Here is a 19,813-nt window from a genome sequence, read left to right as displayed (position 1 = left end):
TCAAACCGATGCCGGGCTGCATGAGGCGGCGTCGGCGTGCAAGAAAGCATGAAGGTTTCCGCTTGGCGTTGCTCCCCTTTCAATTGCACGACTATCCGATAACGCTGACGATCTGTTGTTTCATCTTGTCCTGCGCGGTGATCTTCTTCACCGATCGCTTCGCGCTGCCAAAGCGCGAGCGCCGGGCAAACCCGTCGCCCTTCGGGCGCAGGCAGGATATCATCGACGTCATCGCCCGCCTGCCGGTGATCGCGCTGGTGTTTGCGGGTTTCTTCGCCGGTTCGTGGCGACCCCTCTATGCCGCAGCCGGCACGATGAGCTTCTTCATCATCTTCACCGGCATCTCCCGCGCCAAGTTCAAGTTCATCCGCGAGCCGCTGATCTTTTCCGATATCGCGCTCGTCGTCGACGTCTTCAAGTACAAGACCATCTTCTATGCCAGCTCACTGAACATCGTGTTCTGGACGGTCGCCTTTCTCTATGTCTTCGGCGTTTCCGGACTCTATCTGTATTTCGAGCCGGCGATCCTGCCGAGCAGCGGCAAGGTGTTCTGGATCCTGGTGATGGTGGCAGTCGCGGCCGGCCCGTGGCTCCTGCTGTTTTACGGCCCGGTCAACCGGCCGACAGCAGCGCTTGTCCAGCGGCTCGTCAAGGTGCTCGACGTCAAGATGAACACTGTGCGCTTCGGCACATTCGGATCGGTCATCTTCCGCTTCATCATCTGGCTCGGCGTCAAGCGCGAGAAGATCGTCGCCGAACTCTCGGAAATCGTGCGCGCCGCCGTCCAGGACCTGATCGGCGACGACGGTTCGCCGCTGATCGTCGTCTGGCAGTCGGAATCTTTCATCGACATGCGCCACTTCGGCGTCGATACACTGAAGATGCCGACGCTCGACCGGTTGCGGCGCCAGGCCGTCCAGTGGGGACGCCTCAGCAGCGTCTTTGAAGGCGGCTATACACTGCGCACGGAATTTGCCGTGATCAGCGGCCTCGTGCCGGACGATATCCATGTGGATGCGAGCTATCCCTACCTGCGCGCCTCGCACTATTCCGACGTCGTCTGGCCGGGAAAGATGAAACGCGCCGGTTGGCACACCCATTTCATCCACCCTTACGACCGCACGTTCTTCCTCCGCCACAAGGCAATGCCGCAGCTCGGCTTCGCCGAACTGACGATGCTCGACGGCTTCGACCATGTTCCGGCCCGCGACGGGCCATACGTCTCCGACGAGAAGCTCGCGACCAAGGTCATCGATGCCTGCGAAAGGCTGCCGGACGACAAGAGCGGTTTCGTCTTCGTCGCTTCGATGGCAAACCACGGCCCCTGGGAACCGGGCCGCGTCGGCGACCTCACCAATCCGGTGGACATCTACCTGGCGATCCTGGAGCAATCGGACGATGCCCTCCGGCAGCTCACCGACCGGCTGGACAAGCTCGACCGTCCCGTGTGGTTCGTCTTCTATGGCGATCACGCACCGCTGTTGAAGTCCTTTGCGGACCCTTTCCCGGATCCGCGCACCGACTACTTCATCGTACCGCTCGCCAAGGCGAAATCAGCGCAACAGCGCCCGACGGAACCCCGCGACGTGGCCGCCTGGGACCTGATCGAGGCATTGCTCAACCACGCCAACCTGAAAAAGGACACGCTGCGTTAGCAGCGGCACGACGATGGAGAACGCTGCCCCTCACACACGCCTTTTGACCGATCGACCGATCGCACGGGTCTTCCTGTTTCTGCAGGGGCCTTCCTCGCCGATCTTCCGCAAGATCGCCGACCGGCTCGAGGGCTATGGCCACACCTGCCTGCGGATCAACCTCAATGTCGGCGACCAGATCATCTGGCGGCGCAAGGGCGCTTTCAACTATCGCGGAACGCTCGCGGGTTGGCCCGCCCACCTAAAGCGCTTTATTGAAACCCACCACGTCACCGACATGATCCTGCTTGGCGAGGAGCGGCCCTATCATCAGGCCGCAACCGCCGTTGCCCGCCAGAACGGCGTCGCGATCTCAATCGTCGAGATGGGGTATCTCAGGCCCGACTGGCTGACGGTTGAGCGCGGCGGCATGTCATCGAACTCCCATTTCCCCGCAGACGCCGGACTGATTATCGATGCCGCGAAGGATTTGCCCGAGCCGGACTGGCGCAAGCACTACAGCCAGACCTTCGTGGCCGACGCCAGCTACGATCTGCTCTACAATCTTCCGAACGTCTTCCTGTGGTTCCTGTTTCCGCATTATCGGCGTCACGCGATCTTCCACCCGCTTGCCGAATACGCCGGCTGGATTCGCCGGCTCGCGACCGGCAAGCGGCGCAATGCCGAGGCCGAGGCGACAGTGCGTGCGCTGTTATCGCTAGACACGCCCTATTTCGTCTATCCGCTACAACTCGAAACCGACTTCCAGCTGCGCGCCCACTCGCCGTTCCATAGCCAGAAGGACGCGATCGACGAGGTTCTGCGCTCGTTTGCCACCGATGCGGATGAGATCGCCAGATTGGTCTTCAAGGTTCATCCGCTCGACAACGATCTCATAGCCTGGCGCAGGTTTATCGAAGACAGGGCATCGGCGCTCGGCCTTGCCGGTCGCGTATTCTATCTCGACGGCGGCAATCTGGATGTGCTGGCGGACGCCAGCGCCGGCATGGTCACGGTCAACTCCACTGCCGGCCTGCACGCCCTGAAGCAGGGCCGGCCCGTCAAGGTGCTTGGTACCGCCGTGTTCGACATCGCCGGCCTGACGGACCAGCAGCCGCTCAAGGATTTCTGGAAAAAGCCGAGGGCGCCCGACACCGAAGTAATGACAGCCATGTTCCGGCTGCTTGCGGCTTCAATTCAGGTGCGCGGCAATCTCTACTCGAAGGCAGGAACGGATGCGGGCGCACGGGCGATCGCCGAGCGTCTTCACGAAAACACGGTCAATCAGCCGGGCGCCTTCGTCGACCCGCCACCGCGCAGCAAGCCGCTGAAAAGACAACGGCCAGCCCAGCGATCCGCATAGGCTGGCCGTGAAACATCCGGAAACGGTTCGGTTCAGGCAACGCCGGCGCGAAGCAGATCGTGAATGTGCAGGATGCCAACAGGAAGCCCCTCGTCGTCGACGAGGAACAGGACAGTGACCTTGTGATCCTGCATGAACTCCATCGCGCCGCTCGCCAGGACATCGCCCCTGATCACCCGCGGATTGCGCGACATCACCGCCTCGACGGTCTGGGCGAGCAGGTCACCCGACATGTGACGGCGAAGGTCACCGTCGGTGATGACGCCAGCCAGATGGCCGGCCTCGTCGACGATGCCGACGACGCCGAAGCCCTTGGAGGACATCTCGATGACAGCTTCGCTCATCGGGCGGCCGAGGCGCAGGAGCGGCACCTGTTCGCCTGTATGCGCAAGCTCGCGAACCAGGCGCAGCTGCGCGCCAAGCTTGCCGCCGGGGTGGAAGGTCTTGAAATCCTCGGCGGAGAAGCCGCGGCGCTCAAGCAGCGCGATGGCGAGCGCGTCGCCGACCGCCAGCTGCAGCATCGCCGAGGTCGTCGGCGCCAGGCCGTGCGGACAGGCTTCCTGAACCTTGGGCAGCACGATCGGCACTTCGGAATTGCGAGCCAGCACGCTGTCGCGGTTGGACGAGATCGAAACGACCGGCACCTTGAAGCGCTTGGCATAGGTGAGCATGTTGGCGAGTTCAGCCGTCTCGCCCGACCAGGACAGCAGGATCAGCACATCCTGCGAGGTCACCATGCCGAGATCGCCGTGGCTCGCCTCGGTCGGGTGAACGAAGTAGGCGGACGTGCCGGTGGACGCCATGGTCGCGGCCATCTTGCGGCCGATATGGCCACTCTTGCCGACGCCGGATACGACCACGCGCCCCTGGCTTTCGCCTATGCGTTCGATCGCGTCCACCATGCTTTGCGCGAAAGCCGCGTCGGCCGCGAGGTGATCGGACAGCGCCTTGATGCCGGCCATCGCCGTCGTCAGCGTCCGGCCGACCGATTCCAGTGCGGCCGAACCGCGACGCTCATCCGCTGATGCGTGTCTCAAACCCATGGTGCTTCCATTTCCGCAAAGACGTTTGCGCCGACAAGACCAGCGCTTCCCAGATCCATTGCAGGCAGATAGGCGCTTTTTCTTGGCAAACCAAGCCGCGACGGTCGAGTTTGGGCAGGAAATCCGGCAAAGACGGCGTTTTCGTCAGCCGACGCGCTTTTCTTCAGCCGCTTCGAGCGGCATCGACTTGTCCGCTGCAAACTCCTCGAGCGTCATGGAGTCCAGAATCGCGGCAACCGCATCGCGCACCGTGGTCATCGACACCCGGACCTGACAGGTCTCGGGATCATTACAGTCTTCGCAGACCTCGTAGGCGGTGCGACTGGCGCAGCGGATCGGCGCAAGCGGACCGTCCAGCGTACGGATGACATGACCGATGCGGATTTCGGCTGCCGGCCGCGACAGGGAGTAACCGCCGCCTGGCCCCTTCTTGGAGCGCAGCATGCCGGCATTGCGCAATTCCAGCAGGATCGTATCCAGGAACTTTTTCGGGATATTGTTGCGCTGGGCGATCTCGGTGATGAAAGCCGTCTCTCCCGGCTCCAGTCGCGCGAGGTCGACAAGAGCCTTCAATCCGTACTTTCCCTTCTTCGTCAGCATTCCGGCAAGCTTTCCCTGCGGTTTCCTCGAGAACGGGAATCATCCGCGCAAACGCAATCTTGTTTTGGCATAGCACAAGAAACGTGCGGCCAACACACAATTGTGGCGCGGAATCAACGCAAAGCTTGGACTTTGACCCTTAGGGCTATGTGGGGCGGCCGCTCCGGCGTTATGCCGCGGCCGCATCCCCGTGACGTTCGACAGACACTGCCTGGCGCGCAAGCAGGTGACGGATGGCCGCCCGCGCTTCGTCAGCCGAGCGGAAGCGCTGCGCGTCCAGATCCCAGACGTGATACTTGACGGCGAGAAACTTGAAACGGCCCTCGTCCGGGACGACGACCCCGACGGCTTCGCCGCCATATTCGATAACCTGCTTGCTCATGCAAATAACGCTCCTTCCACACCCGAAGGCGCGGACATTTCAATTTCGGCAAAGGATGAATTTCGTGAGTTCGAGGATCACATTCGGCAGAGGCGAATATGACGTTTCTTCACTGTTGCACGACAATGGGAACGCGTGCCGAAGGAGGCGGCAATCGAGACGGTTTCGGACATGTCACACTCCTTTGGCTTGGTCCGGCATCGATCTGCCGGAGCGGTTCATGAACAACCATGAGGCGGACTCATCCCGCTTCACAGAGTTGCAAACTAGAATAATCTACCAATTCCGTCAATTAAAAAGATGGTATCGTGAAAAATATTTCTCAACCCATCAAATTTTAGGGGGTCGGGATGCAAGATCCGTTCTCCCAATGCGAAACCGGAGGCCCTCACTATCTAGGAAGCGAAGAATCATCCTGCAAGGTACGAGGGTGATAAAGACAGCACTTTCGGACAAAAAAGGGGCGGCCCATAAGGCCGCCCCTTCACGTTTTGTATCCTTGACCCTGAACTCAGGCCGCCGGCGCACCCGGCTGCGTGGTTCCCGTCCCGGTGCGGGTCGCTTCGCGATCCTTCCACCAACGATTGAGGAACAACAGGATCGGGCCACCGATGTAGATCGACGATGTCGTCGCGACGATGACACCGAAGATCATCGGCCAGGCGAAGCTCTTGACCGCGTCGCCGCCCCAGATCGCCATCGGCACCAGCGAGAAGGCTGTCGCCATCGACGTGAAGATGCATCGCGCGATCACCTGGTTGATGCTCATGTCGATGAGATCGGAGAACGGCATCGACTTGTACTTGCGCAGGTTCTCGCGCATGCGGTCGTAGACCACGACCTTGTCGTTAACGGAGTAACCGATCATCGTCAGCAGGGCTGCGATGGCCGTCAGGTTGAAGTCGATGCCGGTGAGCGCGAAGAAGCCGATCGTCTTGGTGATGTCGAGCAGCAGAACCGCGATCGCCCCGACGGCGAAGTGCCATTCGAAGCGGAACCAGATGTAGAGCAGGATCGCCACCATCGCGAGACCGACGGCCAGGAAGCCCGAGCGCGCCAGTTCGGTGCTGATCGTGGGGCCGACGACTTCCGTGCGCTCGAAGGTCACATCCGCGATCGTCTGAACGGCCGCATCCTTGATCTTATTGAGGGCAACCGTCTGCTCCTGTTCGCCGCCTGGCTGGCGTTGAACGCGGATCAGTACCGACTTGTCCTGACCAAACTCCTGCAGGGCCACTTCGCCGATATTGAGCGATTCGAGACTGTGGCGCAGTGCGGCAAGATCGAGCGTCTGCTTGGAGGTCGCTTCTACCTGGATGCCGCCGACGAAATCGATGCCGTAGTTGAGGCCAGGCGTGAAGAACAGGACGACCGAGCTCACCGACAGGAAGGCCGACATGCCGATGGCGATGAAACGGCCCTTCATGAAGGAGAAGCTCGGCAGCTTCGGAACCTTGCCGAAGAGCGAAGGGATCTCGAGCTTCTTCATCTTCCGACGGACGACGACTTCGCGCATCATCAGGCGCACCACGGTGATCGAGGTGAACATCGAGATGGCGATACCAAGCATCATCGTGACAGCGAAGCCCTTGACCGGTCCGGAGCCGAAAGCGAACAGCAGCACGGTGCCGGAAAGCGTCGTAACGTTGCTATCGATGATGGTCGCATAGGCTTTGTTGAAGCCGATATCGAGCGCCTTCATGGCACCGGCACCGCCTTCGGTTTCTTCACGAATACGCGCATTGATCAGAATGTTGGCGTCGACCGCCATGCCGATGCCGAGGATGATACCGGCAATACCGGGAAGCGTCAGCGTCGAACCGATCATGCCAAGGATACCGACCGTCAGGACGGTGTGCAGCACCAGGCCGAAATTGGCGATCATGCCCCATGCGCCGTAGAGCACGACCATGAGGACGACGACCAGGGCGAAACCGGCAAGGCCGGTGAAGATGCCCATGCGGATGGAATCGCTGCCGAGGTTCGGGCCGACCGAACGTTCTTCGATCACAGTCAGTGGGGCCGGCAGTGCGCCCGAGCGCAGCAGTGCCGAAAGAACCGTTGCCGATTCGGCCGTGAAATTGCCGCTGATCTGGCCGCGGCCGCCCATGATCGGCTCGTTGATGACGGGAGCCGTCAGTACCTTGCCGTCAAGTACGATGGCGAAGGGTCGGCCGACATTGTCGCGGGTGATTTCGGCAAACTGTCTGGCGCCGAGCGAATCGAAGGTAAAATCGACAATCGGCTGGTTCGTTCGCTGGTCGAAGCCAACCTTGGCGTCCGAAAGCCGCTCACCGGAAAGCGCGACACGGCTCTCCACTGCATATCGGTTGTTGTCGTTGGCACCCGGCAGGATGTCAACGCCGCGCGGCGGAGGCTGGGTCAGGTCCGTGGTCTGGTCGACCATGTGGAAGCTCATCTGCGCGGTCGAGCCAAGGAGCTGGCGCAGGCCTGTCGGGTCCTGAAGGCCCGGAAGCTGGACGAGAATACGGTTGGCGCCGATGCGCTGGATCAACGGTTCGGCAACACCGACAGTATCGACGCGACGGCGGATAATCTCGAGGCTCTGCTCGACCGCCTTGGTCATGCGATCGGAAATGCCTGCCTCGGTCAGCGCGACCGTGATGACATCGCCGTTTGTTGCGACCTCGATCTCGGGCGCGGAGCCGCCGAAGCCAATCGCGCTCACCGGCGTTGCCAGTTCCTGCAATTTCGGCTGGGCCTTTTCCCGATCAGCCGGGTCCGCAAGCGTCACGGTGATCGTGTTGCCGCTGATGCGCGCCGAAGAGGCCGATACGCGCTCGGTGCGAAGAACCCGGCGGACGTCGTCCAAGAGCGAGTTCAGCCGGGCCTGCCGCAATCCATTGCCATCGACCTCAAGGACGAGATGGGAGCCACCACGCAGGTCGAGACCGAGGGTGACGGGCTTGACCGGCAGCCAGGCGCCGAATTGCTCGCGCTGCGCCGGTGAGAGAACGTTTGGTAGCGCCGCTATGCATCCGAAAAGAATGACAGCGACATAGGCGAAAATCGCCCATTTTGATGTACGCATGTTGTGGTTCCAAGAGAGCCTGTGCGGGCGCCGGGCGCATCGTCAGGACTTTGTTTCATTAGGGGGCGCGAACGGGATCGAGGGGGATCATCGTGCCCGAATATCGGTGGTGATCAGGCGCTCGGGGGCGCCCGGATCTGCGGACCGCGACTTGACAAACCGTCCGTGAAAGCACCGCGGCCAAAAGCCAGATCGTCGCTCGGCGGCTCGAACGGCAGAAGGGCGACCGCGGCCAACAGCATCGGCGAGGCGCCTTCGCCGGTCGCGGATTTGGCGTCCTTGCGCTCAGTGGTGAAGCGCAGATCCGACACCGGGGTCGCGCGCGAAATCTGGCGCGCCGCGGGATGGTCGGACGGAGCGGTATCGGTCGAAGAGAGGTTGCCCGCCTGCTGCTCGGCCGAAAGCCGCGAGGAAAAGCCCTGCCCGACGACGATCAGCTGCATGGCCAGAGAAGCACAGAACAGCCACAGCACGGCGACGAGCCGGCCGGCAAACTTGCCTCTGTTGCCACCACACACTGGGTCCATTCGGGACGCCACCCCTTCCTCGGCGCCTGGCGCCTGAAAGTTCAATTCAGCCGGAATGCAGCAAAACTAGCCGAAGAACATGGCCGGAATCGAGCACGAGGCGCCCTTAACACCATTGCGGGCGCGAAATGTCAAATTTCGTACCCCGCAACGATCGCTTGATACTGCAGTCTAGGCCGTCGCCCCGTTGGTTCTGACCTGATGGATCTCGATGAGAGACGGTCCGTTGCGCTGACCGGCATCCGCCAGCGCCCGCGACAGATCCGTGATCGACGCCAGCCTTTCGGCCTCGATGCCATAGGCCTTGGCGGCAAGGATGAAGTCCGGAGCCGACGGCCTGACGCCCTCGGGCGTCACCCCGGTCTCGATCATGTAGGATTCGATCTCCTGGTAGCCGTCATTGTTCCAGACGAGGAAAATCACCCGCGCCTGAACGTCGACGGCCGATCCGATCTCGGCGAGCGAAAACTGGAATCCGCCGTCGCCGACAAGGCAGACGACGGGTCGCGCGGGGTCGGCCACGGCAGCGCCTACGGCTGCCGGCGGTGCGTATCCAAGCGCGCCGTAGCCGGTCGCCGAATTGAACCAGCTGCGCTGGCGCGGCGCATCGCAATAAAGGTTGCTGGCATAGACGGCCTGGGTGGAATCGCCGACGATGGTGCAGTCCGGCAGCGCCTTGTAGACGGCGTCGACCACGGCGATCTCGGCCCGCATCTTGGGCGTCAGTTCCTTCAGCGCAGCTTTGCGCGCCACTTCCGCGCGAGCGGCGCCGTCCTTCGGCGCGTGCCCCGGCAGGAACGCCAGGATGCCCGCCGTCGCCGTCTTGGCGCCGGAGAGGATCGAAAGGGCGGCATGCGGGCCACGGGCAAGCTGTGCCGCATCGATGTCGGTGCGGATCAGGTTGCGCAGCACCGGAAAGCCGCCATCGGCATACATGTCGTAGTCGGTCTGCCCCATCTCGGTGCCGAGCGCGAGCACGAGATCGGCCTCCTTGAGCAACGAGCGCACCGCCTTGAGGCTGGGACTGGCCGGAACGCGCAGCGGGCTGCCGGCAAGCATTCCGCGCGCGTTGACGGTGGTGACCACAGGCGCGCCGATCTGCTCGGCAAGCGACCGCACCTCCGCCTCGGCGGTGAGCGCACCGCCGCCGCAGATGATGACCGGGCGGGTGGCATCGGCGCAGAGGATCGCGGCGTGCTGCAGCGTCTCGCTGTCGGAGCGCGGCCGGGTAACCGCGGCCGAGCGGATTGCCTTCGGCTCGATGCGCGCCGTCATCACGTCGGTCGGGATCTCGATATGCACCGGCCCCGGCCGCCCGGACAGGAGCACCGAGAAGGCCCGGTCGACCACAAAGGGAAGATCGTCGGGATTGAGCAAGGTGTGCGAATAGAGCGCCAGCGTCTTGATCATGCCGTGCTGGTCGGGAAGCTCATGCAAGAGCCCGCGACCATGGCCGAGCGAATCGCGGCGGTTGACGCCGGAAATGACCAGCATCGGGATCGAATCCTGCCGCGCCTGCGCCATGGCGGTGATGGTGTTGGTCAGGCCCGGACCGGTGATGACGAGCGCGACGCCCGGCTTGCCGCTGACACGGGCATAACCGTCGGCCATGAAGCCGGCACCCTGCTCATGCCGGGGCGTGACATGACGGATCTTCGACGCCGCCAGGCCACGATAAAGCTCGACCGTATGGACGCCCGGAATGCCGAAGACCACCTCGACGCCATTGGCCTCGAGCAGATCGACCAGGGCTTCACCGACTGTTTTGGCGGTCATGCGCGGCGCTCCTGACGCTGTGTGGCGCGCTCGGCGAGCGCGGTGATGCGGCGGCACGCCTCGTCGATGTCGGCGTCGGGCACGGTCAGGCTCACGCGCAGGAAGTTCTGTGCCTCATCGCCGAAGGAGGACCCGGGCATCACCGCAACCCCTTCTTCCTCCAGCAGCGCCCAGGCGAAAGCTTCGCCCGACATGCCCGTTGCCGATACGTCGATCAGCGTGAACATGCCGGCCTCCGGCGGCAGGACCAGGATGCCCGGCGCATCCGCAAGGCCCTCGACGACGCGGCGCGAGCGCGACCTGTAGCTCTCGCGCATCCGCCGCGCCGTATCGATGTCATGGGTCAGCGCGTAAGCCGTCATGTCGGCGATGAACGGCTGCACGCCGAACAGCATGGTTTCCGACACCGGCAGCAGCCGGCTGGTAAATTCCGCCGGGCCGACCGCCCAGCCGCTGCGGAAACCCGGTGCGGCATGCGACTTGGAGATCGACGAGACGACGATGGTGCGTTCTGCGAGATCCGGATTGTCGAACGGCGAGGCGAAGACGGCATCGAATACCAGCTCCTCATAGACCTCGTCGCAGACGATCCAGAGATCGTGACGGCGCGCGACTTCGCCGATCTCGGCGATTTCGGCCGCCGTCAGCACGGCCCCTGTCGGGTTGTGCGGGGTATTGAGCAAGAGCACCCGGCATTCCGGCGTGATCGCCTTTTCGATGTCGGACGCCTGCATGTGGAAGCCGAATTCCGGCTTCAGCGGCACCAGCACGTGGTGGGCGCCAGTCGACTGGATGACGCCTTCATAGGTGGCATAGAGCGGATCGCCGACGAGAACGGCATCGCCGGCCTCGACCAGCCCCAGCATCACGCCGAAAAGGGCGGTCTGGGTGCCCGGGAAGCACATGACGTTTTCCGTGGTCACATCGGCGCGGCGACGGCGGTACTTCTCGACGAGCGCCGCCACGACCGCGTGTTCGCCACGGCCGTTGGAATAGCGATAGCGGCCGGCGTTCATGGCACGCTGGCATTCGTCGATCAGGGCCCGGTCCGGCGGCACGTCCGGCTCGCCGATCGTCAGCTCGATGATATCGGCACCACCCGCCTTCAGCTGGCGCGCACGGATGTGCAGCGCCCATTTTCCCGAACCGAGATCTGCGAGCCGATCGGTGATCGAGGCGTAGCGCATGGTGTTGTCTCCCGTTTTCATTGTTTGTCGTTGCCGATCGACGCGCCGAGCAGCGCTTCGACCGAGGCCATGGCGATGGCGACCAGTTCGCCTTCGCGAAACAGGTCTCCCGCCAGACAGCCTTCGATCCACAGGCCGTCGACGAGGCCGTTGATCGCAATCGCATAGGCGCGGCAGGTTTCGGCATCGGCCGGTTTGTTCTTCACCGCCAGGAAATCGGCCAGCAGATCCTGCAGCGTGTTGCGGAAGGTGAGGTAACCGTCGCGGTGGATTTCGGCGAGAATGGGGTCGACGCGGACCTGGCTGATGAAGGCTGCCCAGAGCGAGATGCTGCGGCTGTCGGCGACCGGCTCGGTCAGGTTGATGGCGATGAAGTCCCTCAGTCGCGTTTCCGGATCGCCTTCGACATGGGCCGCCTTGTCGGTAAGCGACGCAATCACCGCCCGGTAGGCCTCAGCGACCATCTGGTCCTTCGATTCGAAATAATGCCGCACGAGGCCGGCCGTAACGCCGGCGCGGATGGCGATCTGACGCACCGTCGCGCCCTTCAGCCCAAACTCGGCGATGCAGTCGAGCGTCGCTTCGATCAGCTCCTGGCGGCGTTCTCCCTCGGGGGCCCGGTGAAACGTGCGGCGGTTCATGCCGCCATCCGCGCGCGGCGGCTGGCGAACGCGTTCGTCATATCCTTCGAGCGGCGGGAATGCATGAGGGGGCTCCTTCAGGGAAAATCGGGCACGCGGTGGGCGATAAAAAAACGACGACGCATATTATTATACGCTTGAACAATAGCGACACAAGTGCAACCATGCCTACCAACAAACACCGTGACAAGCCAAAGATGCTGCGCGGAAAGACGACAGGGGAACTGTTTCATGCCTTCACAAAAAGCTCTTGGAGCCATGGGAGCGGCGCGCCGATGACGGATGCGGCCCAGGCAATCGCGGTCACTGACCTGCACAAGCGTTTCGGGCCATTGGAAGTGCTGAAGGGAGTTTCGCTCACTGCGAAGCAGGGCGACGTCATCGCCATCATCGGCGGCAGCGGCTCCGGCAAATCCACCTTCCTGCGCTGTATCAACATGCTGGAACTGCCGTCGGCCGGCACGGTCAGCGTGCATGGCGAAAAGATCCGGATGAAGCCGGACGGCCGCGGCGGCCTCGTCCCGGAAGACCGAAAGCAGGTCCAGCGCCTGCGCAGCCAACTCGGCATGGTCTTCCAGAGCTTCAATCTCTGGCAGCACATGACCATTCTCGAAAACGTCATCGAGGCCCCGATCCATGTGCTCGGCAAAGCGAAGGCCGAGGCGATCGCGACGGCCGAAATCCTGCTCAAGCGGGTCGGGCTCTACGAGAAGCGCGATGCCTACCCCGCCTTCCTGTCCGGCGGCCAGCAGCAGCGTGCCGCGATTGCCCGCGCGCTGGCGATCCAGCCTCTGGTCATGCTCTTCGACGAGCCTACGTCGGCGCTCGATCCCGAACTCGTCGGCGAAGTGCTTTCGGTGATCGGCGACCTCGCCCGCGAGAAGCGCACCATGATCCTCGTCACCCACGAGATGAAGTTCGCGCGCGACGTCGCCAACCACATCGTCTTCCTGCACAACGGCATCATCGAGGAGCAAGGCCCGCCTGAGGCCATCTTCGGCGCACCCAGATCCGAAAGGCTCAAGAAGTTCATCAGCTCCATTCACTGAATTCAGCAATGCTCAACAACCAAAAAAGGGGAACAGCATGAAGAAGACATTGAAAGTCCTGGCGGTCGCGGCCGCCATTGCCGTCAGCGGCGGCATTGCCGCTTCGGCGGAAGCCCTGAAGGTCGGCGTCGCCGCCGAACCTTACCCGCCCTTCACCGCGCCGGATGCCAGCGGCAAGTGGGAAGGCTGGGAAGTCGAACTCATGAACGCCGTCTGTGCCGAAGCAAAGCTCGAATGCGTGCTGACGCCGGTCGCCTGGGACGGCATCATCCCGGCGCTGACATCCAAGAAGATCGACATGATCATGAGCTCGATGTCGATCACCGACGAGCGGCTGAAGACGATCGATTTTTCGGACAAGTACTACAACACGCCGACCGGCGTCATCGGCACCAAGGGAGTCGACTTCAAGCCGACACCGGAAGGTCTTGCCGGCAAGACGATCGGCGTCCAGGTCTCGACCGTGCACCAGGCCTATGCCGCCAAGCATTTCGCCTCGGCCGGCATCGAGGTCAAGGAATACCAGACGCAGGACGAGGCCAACAACGATCTGGCCGCCGGACGCGTAGACGCGGTCCAGGCGGACGCGATCGCTCTCAAGGCCTTCCTTGCCACCGACCAGGGCAAGGAATGCTGCGACTACAAGGGTGACGTCGCCGAAGACGTCGCCGTCATCGGTCCGGGCGTCGGCGTCGGCCTGCGCAAGGGCGAGACCGAGCTCAAGGACAAGCTCAATGCCGCGATCAAGGCGATCCGCGACAACGGCACCTATGACACGTTCTCGAAGAAGTACTTCGACTTCGACATCTACGGCGATTAAGGCGCAGACGGCCGGCGGCCTTCAGGCTGCCGGCCGGTGCCCTCGGAGGTCGAAGACGCATGGCATCGGATTCTATCGTCAATTGGAGCCTGCTTGCACTGTCCGCGCCCGGTTGGGGCGGCGTGCTGCTGCAGGGCTTCGTCAACTCGATCCAGATCGCCATCGGCGGTTTTGCGCTCGGCCTGACGCTCGGCGTCGGCGGCGCGTTCGGCAAGCTTTACGGCGGCCCGATCCTGCGTGACCTGCTCGAATGTTACACCACGGTCGTCAGGGCCGTGCCCGAGCTGGTGCTCATCCTTCTGCTCTACTATGCCGGCACCGACCTGCTGAACCAGTTGCTGGCACTCTTCAGCGTCGGCCCCGTCGATATCAGTGGCCTGATGGCCGGCATCTTCGTCATCGGCGTGGTGCAAGGCGCCTATTCGACAGAGGTGTTGCGCGGCGCGATCAAGGCGGTTCCGGCTGGCCAGATCGAGGCGGCGCGCGCCTACGGCATGTCGCCCTTGAAGGTGCTGCGGCGCATCACCCTGCCGGCGATGCTGCCCTACGCCATCCCCGGGCTTTCCAATCTCTGGCTGATCGCCACCAAGGACACCGCCCTTCTGGCCGTCGTCGGCTTCAGCGAGCTGACGCTCGTTACCCGCCAGGCGGCGGGCACGACCAAGGCCTATCTCCTGTTCTTCCTGGCGGCCGGCGCGCTCTATCTGGCACTGACGCTCGTCTCCAACATCTTCATCGGCATGCTGGAACGGCATGCCAGGCGCGGTTTCGCGGAGCAGCGATGACGGATCAAACCACCCACGCCGTCGCCTTTACGCCCGAGGACCTGCCGACCGCGCGCAGCTTCTTCCAGCCACATCGCATCGTGATGATGCTGGTCTTTGCCGCCTTCGTCGTCTGCGTCGCCGTCTTCATGCGCTGGGACTGGCTGCCGCGCTACCTGCCGCGGCTCGGCTGGGGCATCCTCATCAGCCTGGTGATGCTGTTCAGCACATCGATCCTCGGCTTCCTGCTTGCCGTGCCGATCGGGCTCGCGCAGGTGGCCGGCCCCTGGTTCCTCAAGCTGCCGGCAAAGGTCTTCTGCACCGTCATCCGCGGCACGCCCCTGCTGTTGCAGCTTTGGCTGCTCTATTACGGGCTCGGCTCGCTGTTTCCGCAGTTTCCCGCCATCCGCCAATCCTTCCTCTGGCCCTATCTGCGCGAGGCCTGGCCCTATGGCGTCGCGGCACTGACGATCTCGTTTGCGGCCTATGAAGGCGAAGTGATGCGCGGCGCCTTTGCCGGCGTTCCCGCCGGCGAGCTGGAGGCGGCGAAAGCCTACGGCATGAGCCGCTGGACCATGTTTCGCCGCATCTGGCTGCCCCGCGCCATTCACCGCGCCCTGCCGACGCTCAACGGCGAGACGGTGCTGCAGCTGAAATCGACGCCGCTGGTGGCGACGATCACCGTCGTCGACGTCTATGCCGTCATCTCCAAGGTGCGGCAGGAAACCTTCCTGACCTACGAGCCGCTGCTGCTGCTGGCGCTCATCTACATGTGCCTCACCGGCATATTGGTGGTGGCCTTCCGCACATTCGAAAACCGCATTCCAACCCGTGGTGCCTGACATGAAGCTTTCCTCCTCTATCGACAACGCCATGCCGGAGCTGATCGCCATCCGTCGCGACCTGCATGCTCATCCCGAGCTCGGACTGGAGGAAACTCGCACCTCGGCCTTCATTGCCCGGCACCTGGCCGAACTCGGCTACGAGGTAACGACGGGCCTTGCAAAGACCGGCGTGGTCGGCACCCTGCGCAACGGCAGCGGATCGCGCTCGATCGGTATCCGCGCCGACATCGATGCGCTGCCGATCCTGGAGGAGACTGGGCTCGACTATGCGAGCAAGACATCGGGACTGATGCATGCCTGCGGCCATGACGGTCATACCACGATGCTGCTCGGCGCGGCGCGCGCGCTTGCCGAACGCCGCAATTTCGACGGCACCATCCACCTGATCTTCCAGCCGGCCGAGGAGAATTTCGGCGGCGCCAAGATCATGATGGACGAAGGGCTGTTTGAGAAATTCCCCTGTGACGCCGTCTTTGCACTTCACAACGAGCCGGGCCTGCCTTTCGGCCAGTTCGCGCTGCGCGAAGGGCCGATCATGGCGGCGGTCGACGAGGCGCGCATCACCGTGCACGGGCGTGGCGGCCATGGCGCCGAGCCGCAGGACACCGCCGATCCCATCGTCTGCGGCGCCGCGATCATCATGGCGCTGCAGTCGATTGTCTCGCGCAACATTCACCCGATGGATCCTTCCGTCGTCACCGTCGGCGCCTTCCATGCCGGATCGGCCAGCAACATCATCCCGGAGCGCGCCGAAATCGTCGTCGGCATCCGTTCCTTCGACCCCGGTGTGCGCGACGAACTGGAACGCCGCATCCGCATGATCGCCGAAGCGCAGGCGCTAAGCTTCGGCATGCGCGCGACGGTCGACTATCTGCGCAGCTATGACGCGACCATCAACCACAAGGCGGAAACGGATTTCGTCCGCGATCTCGCCATCCGCTTTGCCGGTGCAGACAAGGTGGTCGATCTCGAGCGACCGTTCATGGGCAGCGAGGATTTCGCCTATATGCTGCAGGAGCGGCCAGGCACCTATTTCTTCCTCGGTTCGAAAGTATCCGGCGAGGAAAAGCCGCTTCATCATCCCGCCTACAATTTCAACGACGACCTGCTGCCGATCGGCGCCACTTTCTGGACCGAGCTTGCGGAGGCGTATCTGCCCACGCGCTGAGTACGCACTCCGGGACAAGATGCGTCCAGTTTTCCCGCGGCGGCGTTGCCCGGCGCGCCCGCTCCCTTTTGCCGCAAGCGCAACATTGCCGCAGTGTGACAACGTGGCGGCGAGCCTGTCATTGACCTTTGGCAATTTTGGCGCAGATTCAAGCACATGCTGAAACGCCGGTACAACCACAGGATTGGCCGGGTCTGAAAGGCACTGCGCAAGGTCCGGGATCGCAATGATCCAGGGCTGAACGTGCGCAGCAGACCAGAGAGCTGCAGCGGCACCCGCGCGTCAGAATCGACCCGCGGCGCTGCACGTCTGAAAGGATTGTGCCGTGTTTGAAAGTTTCGATGCGACGATACTTGCCCGCATCCAGTTCGCCTTCACCGTCTCGTTCCACATCATCTTCCCGGCCTTCTCGATCGGGCTTGCAAGCTACCTTGCAGTGCTCGAAGCGCTGTGGCTGTGGAAGAAGGACGAGGTCTATCTCGAACTCTTCAATTTCTGGAAGACGATCTTTGCCGTCGCCTTCGGCATGGGCGTCGTCTCCGGCATCGTCATGTCCTATCAGTTCGGCACGAACTGGAGCGTCTTTTCCGACAAGGCCGGGCCGATCATCGGGCCGCTGATGGGCTACGAGGTGCTCACCGCCTTCTTCCTCGAGGCGGGCTTCCTCGGCGTCATGCTCTTCGGCCTCAACCGCGTCGGACCGAAGCTGCATTTTCTGGCAACCGTGATGGTCGCGATCGGCACGCTGATCTCGGCCACCTGGATCCTGTCGGCGAATTCCTGGATGCAGACGCCGCAAGGCTTTGAAATCAACGATGTCGGACAGTTCGTGCCGGTCGACTGGTGGGCGATCGTCTTCAACCCGTCCTTCCCCTATCGCCTGGTGCATATGGTGCTCGCCGCCTATCTGACGACGGCCTTCGTCGTCGGTGCCTGCGGCGCCTGGCATCTCATCCGCCGGACGGCACCCCGCCGCGCGCGAAAGATGTTCTCCATGGCAATGTGGATGGCGGCGATCGTCGCGCCGATCCAGATCTTTGCCGGCGACATGCACGGTCTCAACACGCTGGAGCACCAGCCGGCCAAGGTGATGGCGATGGAAGGCCATTACCAGAGCCATCCTGACGGCGCGCCGCTCATCCTCTTCGGCATTCCGAACTCTGCCGAAAAGCGCGTCGACTACGCCATAGAGATCCCGAAACTGTCGAGCCTGATCCTCAAGCATGACCTCAACGCGCCGCTTGCCGGCCTCGACACCATTGCCGAAGAGCTGCATCCACCCGTCGGCATCGTCTTCTGGTCGTTCCGCATCATGGTCGGCCTCGGCTTCGCCATGCTCGGCATCGGGCTTTGGAGCCTGTGGTGTCGGTATCGCGGTACGCTCGACAGCAATGCCTGGCTGCATCGCGCGGCCGTCGTGATGGGACCGGCCGGCTTCGTTGCCGTGCTCGCCGGCTGGGTCACAACCGAGGTCGGCCGCCAGCCCTACACGGTCTACGGCCACCTGCTGACGAGAGATTCGGTCGCACCGATTGCGGCACCCGCCGTCGGCGCATCGCTGCTTGCCTTCATCATCGTCTACTTCTTCGTTTTCGGCGCGGGCACCTTCTACATCCTGCGGCTGATGGCGCGACTGCCGCGCGATCCGACGCCCGATCTCGACGAAGGTCCGATCCGCACCGCCGGTGCCGCCATCGCCAACCCCCATGGAGGTCATCATGGACATTGATCTGCCGCTGATCTGGGCCGGCATCATCGCGTTTGCGGTGCTCGCCTATGTCATCCTCGACGGCTTCGACCTGGGTGTCGGCATCCTCTTCCCGTTCTTTCGTGAAAAACACGATCGCGACGTGATGATGAACTCGGTCGCCCCGGTGTGGGACGGCAACGAGACCTGGCTGGTGCTCGGCGGCGGCGGCCTGATGGCGGTGTTCCCGCTCGCCTATGCCACCATCCTGCCGGCACTCTATGCGCCCATCATCGCCATGGTCATCGGCCTGATCTTTCGAGGCGTCGCCTTCGAATACCGCTGGCGGACCAAGCGGGCCGAGTTTCTCTGGAACTGGGCCTTTGCCGGGGGGTCTATGCTCGCCGCCTTCGCGCAGGGCATCACGCTCGGGGCCCTGGTCCAGGGCATCCCCGTCGAGAACCGTGCCTATACCGGCGGCTGGTGGGACTGGCTGACGCCGTTCTCGATCATGGCTGGCATCGCGGTCGTCGTCGGCTATGCGCTGCTCGGCGCCACCTGGCTCGTCATGAAGACCCATGGCGACCTCGCCGATCGCGCCCGCAGCCTCGCCCTCAAATGCGCGTTCGGCACGGTCGCCGCCATGGGCGTCGTCAGCCTGTGGACCCCGTTTCTCGAGCCGCAATATCTTCAGCGCTGGTTCGGCTTGCCGACGGCGATCTTCAGCATCATCGTGCCACTCCTGGTGCTCGGCTGCCTCTATTTGCTGATAACGGGCATCAGAACCCACCATGACACCAAGCCGTTCCTGGCCGCGCTCGGCCTGTTCGTGCTCGGCTATGCCGGCATCGGCATCAGCTTTTATCCCTATATCGTGCCGCCATCGCTGACGATCTGGGATGCGGCGGCACCCGATGCCAGCCTATCGTTCCTGCTGGCCGGCGCTCTGGTTCTGGTGCCGATCATCCTTGCCTATACCGGCTATGCCTATTGGGTCTTCCGCGGCAAGATCGACCCCGAGGAGGGCTACCATTGAAGAGTGAAGCGGGAACCGGGCGAAAGCTTTTGTGGTTTGTCGGGCTATGGTGCGCCGGCGTGGCCGCCGTCACCGTTGTCGGGCTGGCGATCAAGCTGATGATCGGCACCTGATTGTAAGGTCTGGATGACAGGACAAAAAGCCTCGCTCAAGCTTGGCGGGTTAGCGTCTTCAACACGTCAGCAGGCGATCGCCGCGGACGGAGACAGGACCGCACCCTCCTCCCCCGCCAAGCGATC

At 63.0% G+C, this 19,813-nt stretch carries 17 protein-coding genes; 9 read left to right on the top strand and 8 right to left on the bottom strand.

Going from position 1 to position 19,813, the window contains the following annotated elements:
- Positions 1-20 precede the first annotated feature (20 nt).
- Complete coding sequence (locus RTP54_RS02640) at positions 21-1,655, top strand: LTA synthase family protein (protein ID WP_312360740.1); 1,635 nt, start codon at positions 21-23, stop codon at positions 1,653-1,655.
- 13 nt (positions 1,656-1,668) lie between these two features.
- Positions 1,669-2,997: a capsule biosynthesis protein gene (locus tag RTP54_RS02635; RefSeq protein ID WP_112816606.1), complete on the top strand. Its 1,329-nt coding sequence runs from the start codon at positions 1,669-1,671 to the stop codon at positions 2,995-2,997.
- A 32-nt stretch (positions 2,998-3,029) separates the two neighbouring features.
- Here the strand turns inward: RTP54_RS02635 and RTP54_RS02630 are convergent, their stop codons facing one another.
- The 8 genes from RTP54_RS02630 to RTP54_RS02595 form a co-directional block, all read right to left on the bottom strand.
- Positions 3,030-4,040 (bottom strand): KpsF/GutQ family sugar-phosphate isomerase, encoded by a 1,011-nt coding sequence (locus RTP54_RS02630; RefSeq protein ID WP_312360736.1) that lies wholly within the window; start codon positions 4,038-4,040, stop codon positions 3,030-3,032.
- 144 nt (positions 4,041-4,184) lie between these two features.
- Positions 4,185-4,640, bottom strand: coding sequence for an RrF2 family transcriptional regulator (locus RTP54_RS02625; protein WP_112808949.1), 456 nt, complete (start codon positions 4,638-4,640; stop codon positions 4,185-4,187).
- A 169-nt stretch (positions 4,641-4,809) separates the two neighbouring features.
- On the bottom strand, positions 4,810-5,022 hold the full coding sequence (locus tag RTP54_RS02620; RefSeq protein WP_112808950.1) for a hypothetical protein: 213 nt from the start codon (positions 5,020-5,022) through the stop codon (positions 4,810-4,812).
- Between the two features lie 511 nt (positions 5,023-5,533).
- Entirely contained in the window at positions 5,534-8,074 is a 2,541-nt protein-coding gene (gene secD / locus RTP54_RS02615) for a protein translocase subunit SecD (protein ID WP_312360733.1), read from the bottom strand.
- A 113-nt stretch (positions 8,075-8,187) separates the two neighbouring features.
- Positions 8,188-8,547, bottom strand: coding sequence for a hypothetical protein (locus RTP54_RS02610; protein ID WP_312360732.1), 360 nt, complete (start codon positions 8,545-8,547; stop codon positions 8,188-8,190).
- 225 nt (positions 8,548-8,772) lie between these two features.
- Complete coding sequence (locus RTP54_RS02605) at positions 8,773-10,377, bottom strand: 5-guanidino-2-oxopentanoate decarboxylase (protein ID WP_312360730.1); 1,605 nt, start codon at positions 10,375-10,377, stop codon at positions 8,773-8,775.
- Positions 10,374-11,564 carry a pyridoxal phosphate-dependent aminotransferase gene (locus RTP54_RS02600; protein ID WP_312363145.1) on the bottom strand — a complete coding sequence of 397 codons (1,191 nt, stop codon included), beginning with the start codon at positions 11,562-11,564 and terminating at the stop codon, positions 10,374-10,376. Before RTP54_RS02600 ends, RTP54_RS02605 begins: the two co-directional genes overlap by 4 nt.
- A gap of 17 nt (positions 11,565-11,581) precedes the next feature.
- Complete coding sequence (locus RTP54_RS02595; RefSeq protein WP_112808955.1) at positions 11,582-12,205, bottom strand: TetR family transcriptional regulator C-terminal domain-containing protein; 624 nt, start codon at positions 12,203-12,205, stop codon at positions 11,582-11,584.
- 275 nt (positions 12,206-12,480) lie between these two features.
- Between RTP54_RS02595 and RTP54_RS02590 the strand changes: the two genes are divergently transcribed.
- From RTP54_RS02590 to cydB, 7 genes are all read left to right on the top strand, one after another.
- Entirely contained in the window at positions 12,481-13,254 is a 774-nt protein-coding gene (locus RTP54_RS02590) for an ABC transporter ATP-binding protein (protein ID WP_112808956.1), read from the top strand.
- Positions 13,255-13,291: 37 nt separating this feature from the next.
- Complete coding sequence (locus RTP54_RS02585; protein ID WP_112808957.1) at positions 13,292-14,074, top strand: transporter substrate-binding domain-containing protein; 783 nt, start codon at positions 13,292-13,294, stop codon at positions 14,072-14,074.
- A 59-nt stretch (positions 14,075-14,133) separates the two neighbouring features.
- A complete protein-coding gene (locus RTP54_RS02580; RefSeq protein WP_112808958.1) occupies positions 14,134-14,859 on the top strand; it encodes an ABC transporter permease in 726 nt (241 codons plus the stop codon).
- Positions 14,856-15,680: an ABC transporter permease gene (locus tag RTP54_RS02575; protein ID WP_112808959.1), complete on the top strand. Its 825-nt coding sequence runs from the start codon at positions 14,856-14,858 to the stop codon at positions 15,678-15,680. Before RTP54_RS02580 ends, RTP54_RS02575 begins: the two co-directional genes overlap by 4 nt.
- A 1-nt stretch (position 15,681) precedes the next feature.
- Positions 15,682-16,851 carry a M20 aminoacylase family protein gene (locus tag RTP54_RS02570; protein WP_312360724.1) on the top strand — a complete coding sequence of 390 codons (1,170 nt, stop codon included), beginning with the start codon at positions 15,682-15,684 and terminating at the stop codon, positions 16,849-16,851.
- A gap of 325 nt (positions 16,852-17,176) precedes the next feature.
- Complete coding sequence (locus RTP54_RS02565; protein ID WP_312360723.1) at positions 17,177-18,580, top strand: cytochrome ubiquinol oxidase subunit I; 1,404 nt, start codon at positions 17,177-17,179, stop codon at positions 18,578-18,580.
- Positions 18,570-19,574: a cytochrome d ubiquinol oxidase subunit II gene (gene cydB, locus RTP54_RS02560; RefSeq protein ID WP_312360721.1), complete on the top strand. Its 1,005-nt coding sequence runs from the start codon at positions 18,570-18,572 to the stop codon at positions 19,572-19,574. The genes RTP54_RS02565 and cydB overlap by 11 nt, the downstream gene beginning before the upstream one ends.
- The last annotated feature ends 239 nt before the right edge of the window (positions 19,575-19,813 follow it).

Origin of the sequence: Ensifer sp. (assembly GCF_031989085.1) — a bacterium.
In the GTDB taxonomy this organism is placed as follows: Bacteria; Pseudomonadota; Alphaproteobacteria; order Rhizobiales; family Rhizobiaceae; genus Ensifer.
The sequence above is the reverse complement of the archived record's forward strand: the minus strand, read 5'-3'. Positions and strand labels throughout refer to the sequence as shown.